The following is a 16,152-nucleotide window of genomic DNA, read 5'->3' on the forward strand; positions in this document are numbered from 1 at the left end:
ATGTTTATTTGCCGATTAATAAGTAGAAGAAAAGATAAACATCATGGCAATATTATTTAATGACTTCAAAGAGTGGAAAGCATATTGTGAGGAGAAGAAACTCAAACTATATGAGCCTGTGCTTGAATACGAAGCTGACCAGAAAGGAAATGAGGAAGAAGCTGTTTGGAAAGGTCTTCAGCAAGCCTATGATGTAATGCGCGATGCTGTAAAAACAGGCCTTGAAGAGGACATGACTTCCCGCTCTGGCATGGTTAATAATGGTGCAAAAAAAGTTTATCAAAACCCTTTGACCGTGCTGGACCCGCATTTTCAGAAGCTGATTGCAAGAGCCTTGGCTGCAAAGGAAGTAAACTCATGTATGGGTAGAGTTGTGGCCGCACCTACAGCTGGTGCCAGCGGCATCCTTCCTGGAACTATGTATACGCTCCAGGAAATCCATGACTTGTCGGATAGAAAAATATTGGAAGGTCTTTTAGTCGGAGCAGGAATTGCACTGATAATTGAGCAAAAAGCATCATTGGCAGGTGCAGTGGGTGGTTGCCAGGCAGAAACAGGAAGTGCTGCAGCAATGGCAGCTGGTGCAATAGTTTATTGCCTTGGAGGTGATGTTGACCAAATATTTAATGCTGTTGCTATTACCATTCAGTGTATGCTTGGTTTGGTATGCGACCCTGTAGCTGGCCTGGTAGAAGTGCCGTGTGTAGTAAGAAATGCTAGTGCTGCTGCCATAGCCAACTCTTCTGCTCAAATTGCCCTTTCTAATGTGAGTGGTGTTATTCCTGTAGATGAATGTGTAGATGCATTAGGTGAAGTTGGCAATAGCATGGAATCTCGCTACAAAGAAACCGCTATGGGTGGATTGGCCGCCACACTTACTGGACAGCAAATATCTAAAAGGGTATTAATTCAGGATATTGAAATGCTTGAAGATGAGGATAGCGAGGAGCAACAATAATTACATAATTACATTTATAGTGTAGTAGACGTAGACCGCTAAAAGAATTAAACCTTCATAGCGGTCTATTTTTTTGTTAAAGGCCATAAATGGAAACAACACCAAGGTAATGGCTAGCATCCAAATCATATCTGAATTAAGAATTACTGAGCTCACTACTATTTCTTCAATGATACTGGTAATACCTAGAATGGACAGTATGTTGAAAATATTAGACCCCATCAAATTACCCAGCGCTAAATCTGTCTCTTTTTTGAAGGCCGCCACGATAGAGGTAACTAATTCAGGTAAGCTAGTTCCAAGTGCAACAACGGTTATACCAACAATTCTTTCACTTACACCAAGGTAGATTGCCAAATCTTTCGCACTATTTACAAACCAATCGGAGCCATAATAAAGCCCTGCTCCTCCTATTGCTATCAGGCCTAGTTCTTTCCAAATTTTTGAAGACTTGTTTATGCTATCTTCACTAACTTCAATCCCCAAACTCTCAATAGCAATATTGTTTTTTCTTGACCTTCTGATAATAAAGATGACATATAATACCAGAATTACTAGAAAGACAACGCCTTCATAATTATCGACCAATCCTTCTCTAACAACAAAATAAAGTAATAGAGAAGAGCCCATTGTCATAGGCCAGTCAATCTTAATACTATCGGAATTTACTGGTATTGGTGCTATCAGCGAGGTAATACCTAATACCAGGGCAAGATTGCAAATGTTTGACCCTATAACATTGCCCATGGTAATGTCCGGACTGCCTGTTAAAGCTGCCTGAACACTTATGAGTAACTCAGGTGCAGATGTACCAAAAGCCACTATGGTAACTCCTACTACAAGTGGAGAAATTTTAAACCTTAATGCTATTCTGGAGGCTCCACGAACTAATAAATCACCTCCTATAATAAGGGTAACCAGACCAACTAAGAGCAATATGGTATTACTTAACGGCATTAATTTGTGTGCTTGGCACCATAGCTTAAATCCCCTGCATCTCCCAATCCTGGTAGAATGTACGATTTTTCGTTGAGCCCTCTATCTAAGGCGCCTAGAAATATTTGATAATTTACTTGTAAAGACTCTTCTAAATAACTGGCTGCTTCTGGGGTACCTATAGCACTTGCTATAAAAAAGCGTTCAGGTTTAGCAATTTTTTGAATATGGTTAACAGCCTCCACTAATGATTTGCCTGTTGCCAACATCGGGTCAACCAAAAGTACCGTTTTCCCTTCCATTGGCGGTAGTGCTTCATATCCCATTGCAATTTCAAACTCCGTTTCGGATTGGTGTTTACGATAAGCGCCAATAAAGCCTGAGTCAGCATGGTCAAAAACATTGAGAAAGCCCTGGTGAAATGGCAAGCCTGCTCTTAACACGCTTATAATTACCGGAAACTCATGCAACAGCTGCACCTGAGTAGTTTCTAACGGAGTGTTTATTTGTTTTGTCTGATAATAAAGAGATTTTGAAATTTCGTAAGCCAGCAATTCGGCTATTCTTTCAAGGTTCCTACGAAATCTTAAACGATCCTTTTGTATGGCCTCTTCTCTAAGTTCAGCCAAAAAATGGTTAGCAATGCTATTTTCTTTGTTTAAAATAAACATTCAATGTGGTGGTTCTCGTAAGGTTGAATTCACTAAACCTAAAGATAAATTTATTTTTTATGAAATTAATTGAAAGAAATAATTATCCGCCTGCATAAAAGCCTTTACCTTTGCAGCCTATGGATTATTCATTGCTCAAAACGCTATGTGAAACTCATGCTCCTTCGGGTGAAGAACATACCATGAAGGCATTTCTTCTGGATTATATTAACAATCACCAGAGGAACTGGAAGGTACAACCCAAGTTAATATATGGCTCAGAATTGCAAGATTGCCTGGTATTAGTTTTTGGAGAACCCAGAACGGCAGTATATGCACATATGGATTCTATTGGGTTTACAGTTAGGTATGAAAATCAACTGGTACCCATTGGAGGACCTGAGGCAAAAAGCGGTTATAAATTAAGCGGTAAAGACTCTTTAGGACCAATTGCCTGCGAACTGGATGTTAACGATGAAGGTCAGGTTTTCTATAAATTCGGCAGAGGTATTGATACTGGTACCAGTTTAACATTTGAGTGCGACTTTAGAGAAACAGGCGAATACATCCAATCTTGTTATTTAGACAACAGACTAGGTATTTTTAATTGTCTCAAATTAGCTGAAACACTTGAAAACGGAATGATCATTTTCTCCTGTTGGGAAGAACATGGAGGTGGAACTGTTCCGTTTCTGGCCAAACTCATGTATGAGCAATACAAGGTTAAACAAGCTCTAATTGCTGACATTACATGGGTAACTGAAGGTGTTCAGCATGGAAAAGGTGTAGCTATTTCTATGCGAGATAGAAATGTGCCTCGCCAAACATTCATCAGAAAAATAATTGATATAGCTACTGATAGCAATATTCCTTTTCAGCTTGAGGTTGAAGCTTCTGGTTCAAGTGATGGCCGAGAGTTACAACAATCACCTTACCCTATTGATTGGTGCTTTGTTGGTGCACCAGAAGACAATGTACACTCACCGGATGAAAAGGTTCATAAAAAGGACATAGAGGCTATGATATCTCTCTATCGTAAGCTTATGTCTGCCTTATAATTTGATAGTATTCTATGATTACATTAAAAGATAAAAGCTTTGTACCCTACTTAAGTGATGTACAAATTCAGAATCGCATTAAGGAAATGGGAGAAACGCTCAGAAAAGATTACGAAGGTAAGAACCCTCTTTTCATATGTGTGCTAAACGGTGCATTTGTATTTTCTGCAGATTTAATCCGTGCGCTAAAAATGGATGTCGAAATCACTTTTATTAGGGTTTCATCATATGATGAAATGCAATCCACAGGAAATGTAAAAGAGCTGCTTGGTTTAAAAGAAAACATTTTTGGGCGTGACATTGTGCTTATTGAAGATATAGTAGATAGCGGAATTACCTTATCACATCTCGAAGAGGTATTTAATGATTTAGGCCCTAAGTCTGTAAAGGTTGTTTCGCTACTTCACAAACCCGAGTCACAAACAAAGGCGAAAACTCCTGATTATATCGGCTTCTCTATTCCTTCAAAGTTTGTTGTGGGTTATGGCCTTGATTATGATGGTTTAGGACGTGGTTTGCCTGAAATTTATCAATTGCATCAAGATGCTTAATATTCTATAGAAATCTCTTATCTTTGATGTTTCAATAATAAAAATATGCTAAATATTATTTTATTTGGCCCTCCAGGGGCGGGAAAAGGCACGCAGAGCGAGAAGATAATCAACAAATATAATCTTACACATATTGCTACCGGAGACTTGTTCCGTAAGCATTTAGGAGAGGGAACCGAGTTGGGTAAGCTTGCTCAAAAATACATGGATGAAGGTAACCTTGTTCCTGATCAGGTTGTGATAGGCATGGTGGATGAAAAGCTTAAAGAAGGAGCCAATAGTAATGGCTTTATTTTCGATGGCTTTCCAAGAACAGTTCCTCAAGCTCAAGCCCTTGAAACTTTGCTTGAAGAAAAAGGTGAATCTATAAATGGCATGATTGCCCTTGATGTTCCTGAAGAAGAATTAAAGAAGAGAATAAAAGAAAGAGGTAAAACCTCTGGTCGTGCTGATGATCAGGACGAGAATAAAATAGAAAACAGAATTAAAGTTTATCTAGACGAAACATTGCCTGTTGCTAACTACTTCGATCAAAAAGATAAGTTTGTAAAAATTAATGGCGTTGGTAGTATTGATGAAATTTTTAATAACATTTGTGACCAGGTAGATAGACTGAAATAGTATTATTCTACTTTTAAATTATTATTTAAGCCTCAGTTATTGGGGCTTTTTTTATGCTCTTACTGTTAAACTCATCTTTATAATGATGTATGTTTGATGTAATAAACACGCTCCTCTTCAACAAATACTCTATTTTTCATCTTAATGAATACTTCTGATTTTAAATGCTGATGTATTTATGTTGTAGTACTATATTTTGATGCCACATGTGGTCTTTTGAATTTTAAAAACGCAAACGTTTGCGAAATTTCTAACCAAAAACCACACAAATGAAAACGTTAAATTTTTATGAAAAGGCACTGCAGATCAGACTTTCAGTTATCTGTATTTGTGCTTCTATCTTTTTCGCTAACACCACCAATGCTCAGGTTGGTAATGTTATATGGGAAGACAACTTCAACAGTTTAAACACCAATATATGGCAGCCTGATATAGGAGATGGCTGTGACATCGGTCTTTGCGGCTGGGGAAACCAAGAATTACAATCCTATCAATCTGACAATGTATACATAGCCGATGTACCAGGCGAACCAGGTAATAAGGCCCTAGTTTTGGAGGCAAGACAGGAAAACGCTGGAAGCCGAGCCTTCACTTCAGGTAAAGTAACCACCGATAAGCGCCTGTCTATTCATTACGGACTTGTAGAAGTAAGAGTCCGGGTACCCAACTTGCAACAAGGCCTCTGGCCTGCCGCCTGGTTGTTAGGTACTGCTAACATCACCTGGCCCGGAAAAGGCGAAATCGATATGATGGAAATGGGCTTTAGCCAGGCAGCAAGAAATCAGCAGCAAGAACCAAGTTCAACAGTGAACAACTATGTGGGTGCTAACGCATTTTTCTCTACACCTGATGGCGGAGTTGGTAACATAGCCTATGATGTTGACTACAACCAGCCTTATGTGGCAGCCACTCCATTAAACGATAGATTTGTAACCTACAGAATATATTGGGAACCTACGCAGCTAAGATTTACGGTTGTAGATAATGGAAATGAATACGACTTATACACCAACCCTTTACCAATTAACCCTGATGGTGTTACCTCTGCTTTTTCTAAACCTTTTTATATGTTGCTCAACCTGGCTGTTGGCGGTACGCTACCAGGTGTAACTTCAAACGGTGGAATCACAGCACCTCTTCCTGGTAAAATGTATGTTGATTATGTGAGAGTTTCCGAATGGAATGGCCATGGCAGCGTTGAGTTTGATTATGGACAGCTTACACCAGAAAATGGTCGTTTTGGAGTATTTACAGATGACACCTCTATTAATAACCAGCTCAACTTAGGTGTTGATGGAGAGGTATACGCATGGGGTGGCACAGTACAGGAAGGAAATATTCCGCCTTATGAAGGAAACAACGTAATCGCTTGGAATACAGTTAACGCCAACAGCTGGTTTGGTGGTGGAGTTGTTTCACTCAATGGTAAAGATATGTCCAATTATGTAGAAAACGGTAGCCTGAAATTCAGGATTAAAATCCCTGCTGATGTTTCTTTTAGAATTGGTATTACAGACAACTATACGAACGAGGAATACATTGAATTTCCTGCAGGACAAACAAAATATGGCCTGGTAAGAAATGGTGAGTGGGGACAGGTTGAAATACCACTAGAGGATTATACAGGCCTTTTGGCATTTCAAAATATTAATTACCTCTTCACAATAGTAAGTGTTGATGGTGCATTACCATCAAACACATTTCAGTTTGCTATTGACGATATTGTTTGGGATGATGGCAATGCAACAACACCTGTAGTGAGTAGCATTACGGTAAGTCCTTCAAATAACACCATCACCGATGGTGAATCGTTACAATTCAGTGCAAGCGCGTTGGATCAATTCGGAAACCCAATAAACACGAGCTTTAGTTGGTCTGCTTCATCAGGAAGCATTACTTCGAATGGATTGTTTACTGCTAATGGAGATGGCAATATTACTATCACCGCAAGTAGCAATGGTATAAATGGCACTACCTCAATTAATGTATTACCACTTCCAACAGGAACAGCCATTCCTGCCATAATTGAAGCAGAAGATTACAATGAAGGTGGAGAAGGAGTTGGTTATCACGATTTAACAGCAGGAAATACTGGAGGCGCTTATAGAAACGAAGATGTAGACATAGAAAACACCGGTGACGCTAGCGGAGCATATAATGTGGGATGGATTGATGCTACAGAATGGCTCGAATACACCGTTAACGCTACGGCTAATACCGGCCTCTATGATTTCGCTTTTAGAGTGGCTTCTCCTAACGGAAACGGTCGTTTTCACATGGAGCTTGATGGTACGGATGTAACGGGCACATTAGTAGTTCCTAACACAGGAAGCTGGCAGAACTATATTGATGTAACCGCAGAAGACATTAACGTTACTCAAGGTACTCACTCAATAAGATTGGTATTTGAAGCGAGCGGATTAAACATCAATTATTTTGAAGCAGTTGAAGCAAGTAATACATCAACTGGATCATGCACACAAACAGCAGCCAATGGAGATTATAGCGTTCAAATATCCACAGACTCTTCAAACCCGACACTAACTTTTATTCCGGAAAGAAGTGGGGTTGGTTCTCCAACTGCCATTTTGTATTACAGCACTAATCCTAATGCTACCTTTCCTGGTTATATGGTTACACCAAATACGCCTTTTAGTATAAATGCCTCACAGGGTGAAACAGTATATTTATATTATACTTATTCAGTACCTGAGGGTGGTGAAAGAAACACCTCTAACGATAGGCAAAGCTTTGTTGTTGGTAACTGTGGTAATAATAGCTCAAGAATGGTGCTTTCAAGTGATAAGGCAGTAAGACAATCCATAAAAGTTTATCCAAATCCCATTAAGAGTAAGTTAGTGGTGAATTTCACTAAGCTTGACTCATATCATAGCTTGAGTATTTATGATGTTCATGGCAAAATGGTAGATAGCTTTAATGTTGACGGTATGCAATCGCTCACCATTGACACGAATCAATATCCTAAAGGATTCTACTTTATTGATGTTAAAGGCCCCGCTGGCCATGAGGTGGTTAAAGTTGTAAAGTAAAATGATTGATTTGGTGGGCTCCAATCTTAAGGAGCTCACCATTTTTATTCATAGAAATACCCCTTGAAAAGCTGGTATATCTGCTTTTTCACAACCTCTTCATCAAATGGCGATTTATCCTGAATGTAGCTTCTTCTGTAGAAAGCCAGGTTTTTATTTTTAGCGTCTAATATTAAAAAATATATTCTAGAAGAAGATTTAATAGGAATAGGGTAATACATACCTAAAGTAAGAATGCCTATCCCAATACTTTTGAAAATTTGCCCCGTGTAATTACCCTTCCTCCTTACATGGCCATAAACAACTGTTCCCAATAAATACTCAGTCTCGTTATCGTGCATAAAGTCTAACATCATGTCCGAAAGTTCAAGAAAATAGAAGTCTGCTCTACCATCCTCTAAAAACTCCACCATAGCAGTCATTTCTTCTTCAATAAACGCCCTATCGTCACTTGCTATAGTTTTTACCTTATAGTCCAGCGGAATGGACAACTCCTTGGATTGATCTTTTAATACAGATTCTATAAAAAGCTCTGACTTTAAAGAAAGCGTATCATTAATGACTCCCTTATTTCCTTTTTCAACATAAATAATATTTGAAACTGGTTGTAAATAATCAAGTTGATTAATACTGCTACCAGAAACCGTTGACTGATAAAGCTTTCCTGTGGTACAGCTAGTAAAAAGTACAAGAGCAACACAACAGCAATTCAAAAATCTTGTTTTCATAATTATTCAATTAAACATTCAAAAATAGTCTTTCCACTAGCCATTTCAAGCCTTTGATAGGGATGCTTTTCATCGAGCAATAAAATAGCTAAATTTGCATGTTCAAAACAAAGCAGATGTCCAATCCAAACTTTATAGATTACGTAAAATTTTGCTCCCGTTCTGGAAATGGTGGAGCCGGCTCCATACACATGAGGCGTGAAAAGCATGTGCCCAAAGGTGGTCCTGATGGTGGAAATGGTGGTCGTGGTGGACATATCATCCTAAAAGGCAATAAGCAGCTATGGACCTTGCTTCATCTAAAGTATAAAAAGCATGTTATTGCTGAAGATGGAAAGCCCGGTGAAGGGGGTAACAGAAGTGGCGCTGAAGGGCAAGATGTTATTTTGGAAGTACCTTTAGGTACTGTTGCTAAAGATGCGGATACTGGTGAAATCCGCCATGAAATTACTGAGGATGGACAAGAGGTAATTCTTACCCGGGGTGGCCGTGGTGGCTTAGGAAACAGCAATTTTAAAACACCAACCAACCAAACGCCTCGTTATGCGCAGCCCGGTGAAGACAACATTGAGGAATGGATCATTCTTGAATTAAAGTTATTAGCTGATGTTGGCCTGGTAGGTTTTCCTAATGCAGGAAAAAGTACTTTGCTTTCTGTGGTTTCCGCTGCTAAGCCAGAAATTGCCGATTATGCGTTTACTACCCTAACACCTAATTTAGGTGTGATTCCTTACAGAGATCATCGCTCATTTGTAATGGCTGACATTCCGGGGATTATTGAAGGTGCTGCTGAAGGTAAAGGCTTAGGTATTCGCTTTTTGCGACACATTGAAAGAAACTCCATTCTTTTATTCATTATTCCTGCCGATGCCAAAGACATTAGAAAGGAATATGAAATACTACTGAATGAGCTTAAAAAATACAATCCTGAATTGCTGGATAAAAACAGGCTTTTAGCAATCACCAAAGCCGATTTGCTTGATGAGGAACTCATGGCCGAAATGAAAAAGGAGGTGCCTGCTGAATTACCTTCGATTTTTATCTCCTCATTAACGCAGTTCAATACCGACAAATTGAAAGACATGATTTGGCAAAGCCTTCATGCATAATGTCATCTTGTCATAATAATATCACTTGGCAAAATCATTGATACTAACAGCAAGAATTTAAAGCGTAATTAATAGCAATGGCTACTAAAGAAACTGAAGAAAAAGACATAAAAAATCAGCAAGAAGAAGCTGAAAACAATAACTCATCTGAAGAGACTCAAGCAGAGAATGTACAGGATGAGCAAGTTGATGAACAAAATGAAGTTGAAGAAGAGGAAGAGCTTTCTGCTGAAGAGAAACTTCAGATTGAAGTTGCTGAAGCCAAAGATAAATATTTAAGGCTCTATTCTGAGTTCGAAAACTTTAGAAGAAGAAATGCCAAGGAGCGTTTAGAGTTAGTGAAAACTGCATCGGCTGACTTAATTTCAGAATTACTGCCAGTGGTTGATGATTTTGAAAGAGCTACAAAATCATTTGCTGAAAATGAGGCAAATGCTGAAATGCTGGAAGGCGTTAACTTAATCAAAAATAAATTCATCAAGGTTTTAGAAAGCAAAGGACTACAAGCAATGGATAGTGATGCCGGTATCGAATTCGATCCGGAGTTTCATGAAGCCATTACTAAAATCCCTGCCCCTGATGAAAAACTGAAAGGCAAAGTGGTTGATGTTGTTGAAAAGGGATATTTGTTGAATGACAAAGTTATCCGTTTCGCAAAAGTTGTAATTGGAGAATAAGATAGTTTATGGCTAAAAGAGATTATTACGATATACTTGGAGTTAGTAAAGGAGCTACGGATGAGGAGATAAAAAAGGCCTATCGTAAGGTAGCCATAAAATATCACCCAGATAAAAACCCTGATAACCCCGAGGCTGAAGATAAATTCAAAGAAGCTGCTGAAGCTTACGAAGTACTAAAGGACAAAGAAAAACGTCAGCGTTATGACCAGTTTGGTCACGATGGTGTAAAAGGCGGTCCTGGAGGCTTCGGTGGTGGCGGTATGAATATGGATGACATATTCAGCCAGTTTGGTGACATCTTCGGTGGCGGAGGTGGCGGTTTCGAAAGCTTCTTTGGTGGCGGTGGCGGCCGTGGTCGTAGTAGAGGCCGTAGAGGTTCTAACCTACGCATCAAATTAAAACTCAGCCTTGATGAAATTGCCCACGGCACTGAAAAGAAGATTAAGGTAAACAGGCTGGTAGCGGCTGATGGTGTAACTTATAAATCATGTGATACTTGTGGCGGTACAGGTCAGGTAAGACGAGTTACCAATACCATGTTGGGTCAAATGGTATCATCCAGCACGTGTCCAACTTGTCATGGTTCTGGTAAGTTTATTGATAAGAAACCACCTCATGTTGACAATACAGGTCTTCAATCAAAAGAAGAAGTAATTTCTGTTAAGATACCTGCTGGTGTTACTGATGGGATGCAGCTTTCTATGCAGGGCAAAGGTAATGAAGCCCCAATGGGAGGCGGTGCCGGAGATCTAATCATCCTTATTGAAGAAAAGGAACATGATGTATTAAAACGTGATGGACAGAACATCATCTATGATTTATACATCAATTTCGTAGATGCCGTATTGGGTACTTCTGTGGAAGTGCCAACCATTGATGGAAAGGTGAAGATTAAGATTGATACAGGTACACAGTCTGGTAAAATTTTAAGATTACGTGGCAAAGGTGTAGGTGATGTAAATGGCTATGGCAGAGGTGATCAGTTGATCCACGTGAATGTTTGGACTCCTAAAAAGGTATCTGATGAAGAAAAAAGTATGCTTGAAAGCATGAGAGCATCAGAAAACTTTAAGCCTAACCCAACCAAAGCTGATAAAGGCTTTTTCGACAGAGTGAAGGAGTTTTTTAACTAAGCAATTCAACTATATATATAAACTCACCCCTACGCAAATCCTCGATTTGGTAGGGGTTTTTTATTATTCATCCCATTTTTAGCCACTTATATCTAACAAAGCATAACCTCTTTGTTAAACATTCCGTAATAGGGGCATGATTCAGAAGTACGCATACCTTTTTCTTTCTCTTGGCATATCAACATCGGGGATTTGTCAGGAACTCCACAAACACTTTGAAGCAAGCAAGTCCTCAGCCGATAAGGTAAGTTTAAATATTACTACTAAAGCAGGGAAGTCATTTATCAATGCGGTTGAGTCTGATAAACCAGTGGTTGTTTTTGGGGGAAATGAAAATGATTTTGCCAGCAGTACATTTAAAATAGAATCAGAGGGAAAAACTCAAAGTATACAAGCTAAGCTTGCTTGTAAAGAACATGCCGGAGACAATTTTACAGAGGCTATAGCGTCAAATATTTTTGGTGGTTCAAAGGCTGATAATGATTTATGGCAGGTAAATCTTTCGGAAGATATTTCATTTAACCTTGACCTCAACTATTTGGTGGGCTCTTCGCAAATCGACCTATCTAACCTTTCAATTGAAAGGCTAAAAATTAAATCAGGCAGTGCTGACGTATTTGTGAAATATTCTAATCAGCAGGCAAATGCGGTTGCCATGGATACCTTTTTTATAAAAGTTAATATGGGAACAATCGATGTAGAAGATTTAGACTTAGCTTCAGCAAAAGAAATAATTGCAGAAGTTGGTTTCGGCTCTATTAATTTAGACTGTGGCAATCACTGGAAGATGAACAGCCATATTAATGCTTCTGTTGGTGCTGGTTCTATGGTCATCACTTTACCAAAAAATGATGTGCCTGTTTTGGTGAAATTGAATGATTCTCCCCTTTGTCATGTAAAAATGGGTAAAAGCTTTCAAAAGGTTGGCCACAACGCTTATGGCAATGATGCATATAGAAACGACAAAACTAACAGCATTGAGTTCTCACTAGATGTAGGCATGGGTAGCATTTCCTTCGTGGATAAATAGATAATTAAAGTTTCTAATTCTCAGATTGCTCCACTAATTCATCATTCTTCCAAATACCCTTTGTCATTACTTTACCATCTTCATCATAAAAGGTACCTTTTCCGTTTCTCTTGTCATTGCTCCATTCGCCTATATACTTTTCTCCATTAGGCCAATTATACTCACCGAAGCCTTCACGTTTATCATCCTTATAGCTCCCGATATAGTATTCTCCATCTTGCCAGTAAAAAGCCCCTTGTCCGTGCCTCAGGTTGTTCTTCCATTCTCCTTCATATCGGCTGCCTGTCCCGAATAACGCTATGCCTTTACCATTTGCCATGTCATTCTTGATTTCACCAACATAGTAAACCGTATTCCCCTTACCTGATTTAAAGCTCAAATAATCACCTGTTGTCTGTTGCTTAACCTGGCGCTGAAGGTTTTGAATTTTCATGCTTGCCTTTTTTAAAGCAAATTGCATCGAGTCGAGCTTACGTGAATTCACAGTTTCATATGCCTTAATAACGTTTTCCTGATTAGGTGTTTGGCTAGCTGTATCTGATACTAAATCATTTATGGTTAGATTTTTAGCTGTTACACTATTTACAAAAGCTATTCGCTGTTTAACTGTTTGCTTCAAAGAGTCAGGAACATTGTCGAGCATTGCACTATAATTCTTTAAAGCATCTTTCAAGTTGTTGGCGTATAATAATGAATCCGCAAACTGAAACTCATTGAAGGTTTGAAGTTGCCTTTCATTCTTTTCAATTTCTGCGGCCCTATTTTTCAACAAGCTATTTGCCTCCTTTCTGCCCTTGTAAAGGTACAGGCTTAACACTCCAAATAATACAACCAGTACGAGCAGTATAATACTTTTATAGTTTTTCATTTGTGTTAATCATCAAGGTGAATTATTGGAAGCTTATCTTTAACCTTCCTCCAATCAGGTGCAAAATATATGTGTGCTCTTAGTGTTAATTTTTGATTATAAATATAACCGGCTGGTAATTCCTGACCCATGCTATACATCAAGCCGGTGGCAACAGTAAGTCGTGGGTTTATAATATAACCTAATGAGGTATGAAGCCTTAAATCTTCCATCGGGCTATCAATAACTGCCCTCCCACTTTGCATAATTAATTCTGCCTCGGGAGAAAGGTAAAGTGTTTTTGTGCCTAGCTTTGGCTTATTAAGCGGTATTTTTAGCTTAAACATATAACGCCATCTGTTTCTAAAGATATACTCGCTATCAGGCTGATACCCTTTAGTCCAACGATGTTCAATTCTTAAACGATGGTACATCATCATATGAGGAAAAGGTGTAGCAAATTGATATTGGTGCCAGATCCTCCATTCAGGAACCGCAGACTTTTCGTTTTGTATTTCGTCTTTGGTATTAAAATTTACACGCAATACGCCACCAAGGCTCATGACAAACTTCTTTGAAAAAAGATAACTAATGGCATGCCTGTTATAAATCTGCGCTGGTTTTCCTAGAAATGGTGTGGTGGCTGATTCCTGAAAGCGAAAGTGTGTTTGAGCAATCCAGAAAAGTCTATCTGTTAAGCGGATATTGCCATAAGTGTTAATCCATAATCGAGTTACTGGCTCCTTGAATTTGGAGTTTGCCGGCCTTTCCCCTTCCTCATTTTGCGCAAAGCTTACAGTTGTCACACTAAGCAACATGAGCACAAGCAATGTGATGTAGAGTTGTTTATGCTGCTTCATGGATTTAATAATTTGTTAGATAATTCGACCCCAAACATTTCAAATATTTTTTCTGCATCATCAACGCCTTTTAAATTCCGCTCCAACCTATCGGTATCTTCGTTTCGCAATGCCATCATTCTTTGATGTAGTAAATCATACAAATCATTGAGCTCTTTAACAGTATTACACTTTATATGCTGCTGAACATAATTGATCATGTAAGGAATCAGTATTTCCTGATAAGCTTCAACTATTCTTCTTTTTTCTAATTCACTCATTACTGTTGAAGTAAAAGGATTCCATTTGTCATCAGTATAATGCTCTACTATTTCCTTTTCTTTATTGGGCAGAATTGCTATACGCTTAGTCAGGGAATCTAAACTTTCGAAGCATGAAATAAGGCTCTTTGCCAAGACTATTTTTTCATTGCCATCAGGTAAGCTTGAATAATTACCTATCTCCTTTCTGGCAAATGCTCTAACTTCTAATAAAATATCTTGCTCATGCTGTGGAGCTATTTGCTTAGATGAGTCAACAGATTCATTCAAGGAGCTCATTGCTGTCATCAATTTTTTTTCTAACTCCTTTATTAATTGTAGGCGTTCTTCTTTTTTAATCCTTTTAAATAAAGATGTCTCTAATTGTTCCATCCGCAACAACACATGATCCGCATACAGTTTTAAAGTATCTAAGCCTGTTTGAACATCTTCAAAATTTGCCTTTGATAGCCGTTCTAGCTTTATGTTTTTAGTAGTGTCATTCCATTGATAGCTTATAACCTCAGAATCCTGAAACTGCTCTATTGAAGGAAGTGCACGATAAAGCTTATTTATAGGCAAAAATTGCAATAGCTCATTTTGATGATAGGACAGAAGTAATCTAAATGGTTGATGGTACCTTTCTTCATAAAAGCTCAAAGCATTCAGGTTAGCAAATACTTCTTCATCCGCTAGTTTTAGAATATTTAATTGAGAACTTTCAGAAAGTCTTTTGTACTCTGTTACTATTTTTGAAGACCTTTCTTGATAATCCTTAAATAGATCCGTCAAGCTTCTTTTGTAATCATATTGCTCAACTAACACCTTAATTCCAGGACGAATCTGAGCGTTGGATAAGGAACTAATCAATTTGTTCGTTTGCTCATACAAATCTGCATTTTGAAAGAGCAATTTGTGAAGTTTACTTTCCGGCAAAGCGGTTGTATCCATTTCTATCTGCTGCAACATATCAATGATGGAGAGGTACGTTTTATCCAAGTTGATAAGCTTAGCGCTTTTTTGCTCTGTCGGAAAAATTGAAATTGAGTAACTATTACCCTCTATCCTTCTGTCTATTGATAATAGCCGACCTTCACTAAAGGTCCATACTTCTTCAGTTTCAATCTCCGTGGGCGTATAAAGCTCCCATCTGTCATGTGCTACTCCTTCAGCTAATAGTCGACCAACTAGTGTTCCTTTGCTGCTTCTTAGATCAAAGCTTTTTATTGGAACCCCTTCATCAAAGTCAAAGTGGCTTATAAAAAGGGTATCCTCTATTTCTCCATTCTTAATCTCTTTAATAATTTGCTGCCAATCGCCTTGTGGTTTATTTGCTTTTATTTTACCCTTAGCGGAGTGCTCTGTTCCATTTAGTTTTAATTTAAAAGTATAACCTTCTTTTACGATGTTATTATTTGCTTGAAAATCACCTAATAGAAATTTCCACTCACCATTTGGTGTGTCATCAATAAACTGCCCACTTACTTTTATGAACGGATTAGACTTTGTGATAAGATCATTTGAAGAGTTGTGCTGAAATAAGAAAGAGCCATCGTAAATAGTATCCTCCTTTTGCAGTTTATAGTTAAATGCTGCAAAGCCTTTGATATCATTCATTTCAAATGCTCCCTCGTACTTAAAGTTTTGCTGGGCTTGGGCATTGAAAAAGATGATCGGATTAATTAGTAGCAAGACTAAAAGT

Annotated in this window: 15 protein-coding genes; 9 read left to right on the top strand and 6 right to left on the bottom strand. The window is 38.4% G+C overall.

Annotated elements, in window-relative coordinates:
* Positions 1-43 precede the first annotated feature (43 nt).
* The gene (gene sdaAA / locus JKP34_RS01950) at positions 44-958 is read left to right on the top strand and encodes an L-serine ammonia-lyase, iron-sulfur-dependent, subunit alpha (RefSeq protein ID WP_201917158.1); all 915 of its coding nucleotides are present in this window, start codon (positions 44-46) and stop codon (positions 956-958) included.
* Here the strand turns inward: sdaAA and JKP34_RS01955 are convergent, their stop codons facing one another.
* Both JKP34_RS01955 and upp read right to left on the bottom strand, forming a co-directional pair.
* Complete coding sequence (locus JKP34_RS01955; RefSeq protein WP_201917160.1) at positions 959-1,915, bottom strand: calcium/sodium antiporter; 957 nt, start codon at positions 1,913-1,915, stop codon at positions 959-961.
* Entirely contained in the window at positions 1,915-2,565 is a 651-nt protein-coding gene (gene upp, locus JKP34_RS01960; RefSeq protein ID WP_201917162.1) for a uracil phosphoribosyltransferase, read from the bottom strand. The genes JKP34_RS01955 and upp overlap by 1 nt, the downstream gene beginning before the upstream one ends.
* A 119-nt stretch (positions 2,566-2,684) precedes the next feature.
* On the opposite strand from upp, the gene JKP34_RS01965 reads away from it, so the two are divergent.
* The 4 genes from JKP34_RS01965 (at position 2,685) to JKP34_RS01980 (ending at position 7,824) form a co-directional block, all read left to right on the top strand.
* Positions 2,685-3,602 carry a M20/M25/M40 family metallo-hydrolase gene (locus JKP34_RS01965; protein ID WP_201917164.1) on the top strand — a complete coding sequence of 306 codons (918 nt, stop codon included), beginning with the start codon at positions 2,685-2,687 and terminating at the stop codon, positions 3,600-3,602.
* Between the two features lie 14 nt (positions 3,603-3,616).
* Entirely contained in the window at positions 3,617-4,153 is a 537-nt protein-coding gene (gene hpt, locus JKP34_RS01970; RefSeq protein WP_201917166.1) for a hypoxanthine phosphoribosyltransferase, read from the top strand.
* A gap of 45 nt (positions 4,154-4,198) precedes the next feature.
* Entirely contained in the window at positions 4,199-4,774 is a 576-nt protein-coding gene (locus JKP34_RS01975; protein WP_201917168.1) for an adenylate kinase, read from the top strand.
* Positions 4,775-5,043: 269 nt separating this feature from the next.
* The gene (locus JKP34_RS01980) at positions 5,044-7,824 is read left to right on the top strand and encodes a carbohydrate-binding protein (RefSeq protein ID WP_201917170.1); all 2,781 of its coding nucleotides are present in this window, start codon (positions 5,044-5,046) and stop codon (positions 7,822-7,824) included.
* Positions 7,825-7,868: 44 nt separating this feature from the next.
* On the opposite strand, the gene JKP34_RS01985 is transcribed toward JKP34_RS01980, so the two are convergent.
* Positions 7,869-8,552, bottom strand: coding sequence for a hypothetical protein (locus JKP34_RS01985; RefSeq protein WP_201917173.1), 684 nt, complete (start codon positions 8,550-8,552; stop codon positions 7,869-7,871).
* Positions 8,553-8,668: 116 nt separating this feature from the next.
* On the opposite strand from JKP34_RS01985, the gene obgE reads away from it, so the two are divergent.
* The 4 genes from obgE (at position 8,669) to JKP34_RS02005 (ending at position 12,504) form a co-directional block, all read left to right on the top strand.
* A complete protein-coding gene (obgE, locus tag JKP34_RS01990; protein WP_201917174.1) occupies positions 8,669-9,661 on the top strand; it encodes a GTPase ObgE in 993 nt (330 codons plus the stop codon).
* A 77-nt stretch (positions 9,662-9,738) separates the two neighbouring features.
* A complete protein-coding gene (locus JKP34_RS01995; protein WP_201917175.1) occupies positions 9,739-10,338 on the top strand; it encodes a nucleotide exchange factor GrpE in 600 nt (199 codons plus the stop codon).
* An 8-nt stretch (positions 10,339-10,346) separates the two neighbouring features.
* Positions 10,347-11,474 carry a molecular chaperone DnaJ gene (dnaJ, locus tag JKP34_RS02000; protein WP_201917176.1) on the top strand — a complete coding sequence of 376 codons (1,128 nt, stop codon included), beginning with the start codon at positions 10,347-10,349 and terminating at the stop codon, positions 11,472-11,474.
* 136 nt (positions 11,475-11,610) lie between these two features.
* On the top strand, positions 11,611-12,504 hold the full coding sequence (locus JKP34_RS02005; RefSeq protein ID WP_201917177.1) for a DUF4097 family beta strand repeat-containing protein: 894 nt from the start codon (positions 11,611-11,613) through the stop codon (positions 12,502-12,504).
* A gap of 13 nt (positions 12,505-12,517) precedes the next feature.
* Here the strand turns inward: JKP34_RS02005 and JKP34_RS02010 are convergent, their stop codons facing one another.
* From JKP34_RS02010 to JKP34_RS02020, 3 genes are read right to left on the bottom strand one after another with little or no spacing between them, the layout of a single operon-like run.
* Positions 12,518-13,372: an MORN repeat-containing protein gene (locus tag JKP34_RS02010; protein ID WP_201917178.1), complete on the bottom strand. Its 855-nt coding sequence runs from the start codon at positions 13,370-13,372 to the stop codon at positions 12,518-12,520.
* Between the two features lie 5 nt (positions 13,373-13,377).
* Complete coding sequence (locus JKP34_RS02015; RefSeq protein ID WP_236664862.1) at positions 13,378-14,211, bottom strand: DUF2490 domain-containing protein; 834 nt, start codon at positions 14,209-14,211, stop codon at positions 13,378-13,380.
* Positions 14,208-16,142 carry a hypothetical protein gene (locus tag JKP34_RS02020; RefSeq protein ID WP_201917179.1) on the bottom strand — a complete coding sequence of 645 codons (1,935 nt, stop codon included), beginning with the start codon at positions 16,140-16,142 and terminating at the stop codon, positions 14,208-14,210. Before JKP34_RS02020 ends, JKP34_RS02015 begins: the two co-directional genes overlap by 4 nt.
* Between the last annotated feature and the right edge of the window lie 10 nt (positions 16,143-16,152).

The sequence above is a fragment of the Marivirga atlantica genome, from assembly GCF_016734805.1.
GTDB classification, from domain to species: domain Bacteria; phylum Bacteroidota; class Bacteroidia; order Cytophagales; family Cyclobacteriaceae; genus Marivirga; species Marivirga atlantica.

What these genes read in the sequence shown, in the direction of transcription:
- sdaAA (WP_201917158.1), top strand. Translation starts at nt 44, where the DNA reads ATGGCAATATTATTTAATGACTTCAAAGAGTGGAAAGCATATTGTGAG.
- JKP34_RS01955 (WP_201917160.1), bottom strand. Translation starts at nt 1,915, where the DNA reads ATGCCGTTAAGTAATACCATATTGCTCTTAGTTGGTCTGGTTACCCTT.
- upp (WP_201917162.1), bottom strand. Translation starts at nt 2,565, where the DNA reads ATGTTTATTTTAAACAAAGAAAATAGCATTGCTAACCATTTTTTGGCT.
- JKP34_RS01965 (WP_201917164.1), top strand. Translation starts at nt 2,685, where the DNA reads ATGGATTATTCATTGCTCAAAACGCTATGTGAAACTCATGCTCCTTCG.
- hpt (WP_201917166.1), top strand. Translation starts at nt 3,617, where the DNA reads ATGATTACATTAAAAGATAAAAGCTTTGTACCCTACTTAAGTGATGTA.
- JKP34_RS01975 (WP_201917168.1), top strand. Translation starts at nt 4,199, where the DNA reads ATGCTAAATATTATTTTATTTGGCCCTCCAGGGGCGGGAAAAGGCACG.
- JKP34_RS01980 (WP_201917170.1), top strand. Translation starts at nt 5,044, where the DNA reads ATGAAAACGTTAAATTTTTATGAAAAGGCACTGCAGATCAGACTTTCA.
- JKP34_RS01985 (WP_201917173.1), bottom strand. Translation starts at nt 8,552, where the DNA reads ATGAAAACAAGATTTTTGAATTGCTGTTGTGTTGCTCTTGTACTTTTT.
- obgE (WP_201917174.1), top strand. Translation starts at nt 8,669, where the DNA reads ATGTCCAATCCAAACTTTATAGATTACGTAAAATTTTGCTCCCGTTCT.
- JKP34_RS01995 (WP_201917175.1), top strand. Translation starts at nt 9,739, where the DNA reads ATGGCTACTAAAGAAACTGAAGAAAAAGACATAAAAAATCAGCAAGAA.
- dnaJ (WP_201917176.1), top strand. Translation starts at nt 10,347, where the DNA reads ATGGCTAAAAGAGATTATTACGATATACTTGGAGTTAGTAAAGGAGCT.
- JKP34_RS02005 (WP_201917177.1), top strand. Translation starts at nt 11,611, where the DNA reads ATGATTCAGAAGTACGCATACCTTTTTCTTTCTCTTGGCATATCAACA.
- JKP34_RS02010 (WP_201917178.1), bottom strand. Translation starts at nt 13,372, where the DNA reads ATGAAAAACTATAAAAGTATTATACTGCTCGTACTGGTTGTATTATTT.
- JKP34_RS02015 (WP_236664862.1), bottom strand. Translation starts at nt 14,211, where the DNA reads ATGAAGCAGCATAAACAACTCTACATCACATTGCTTGTGCTCATGTTG.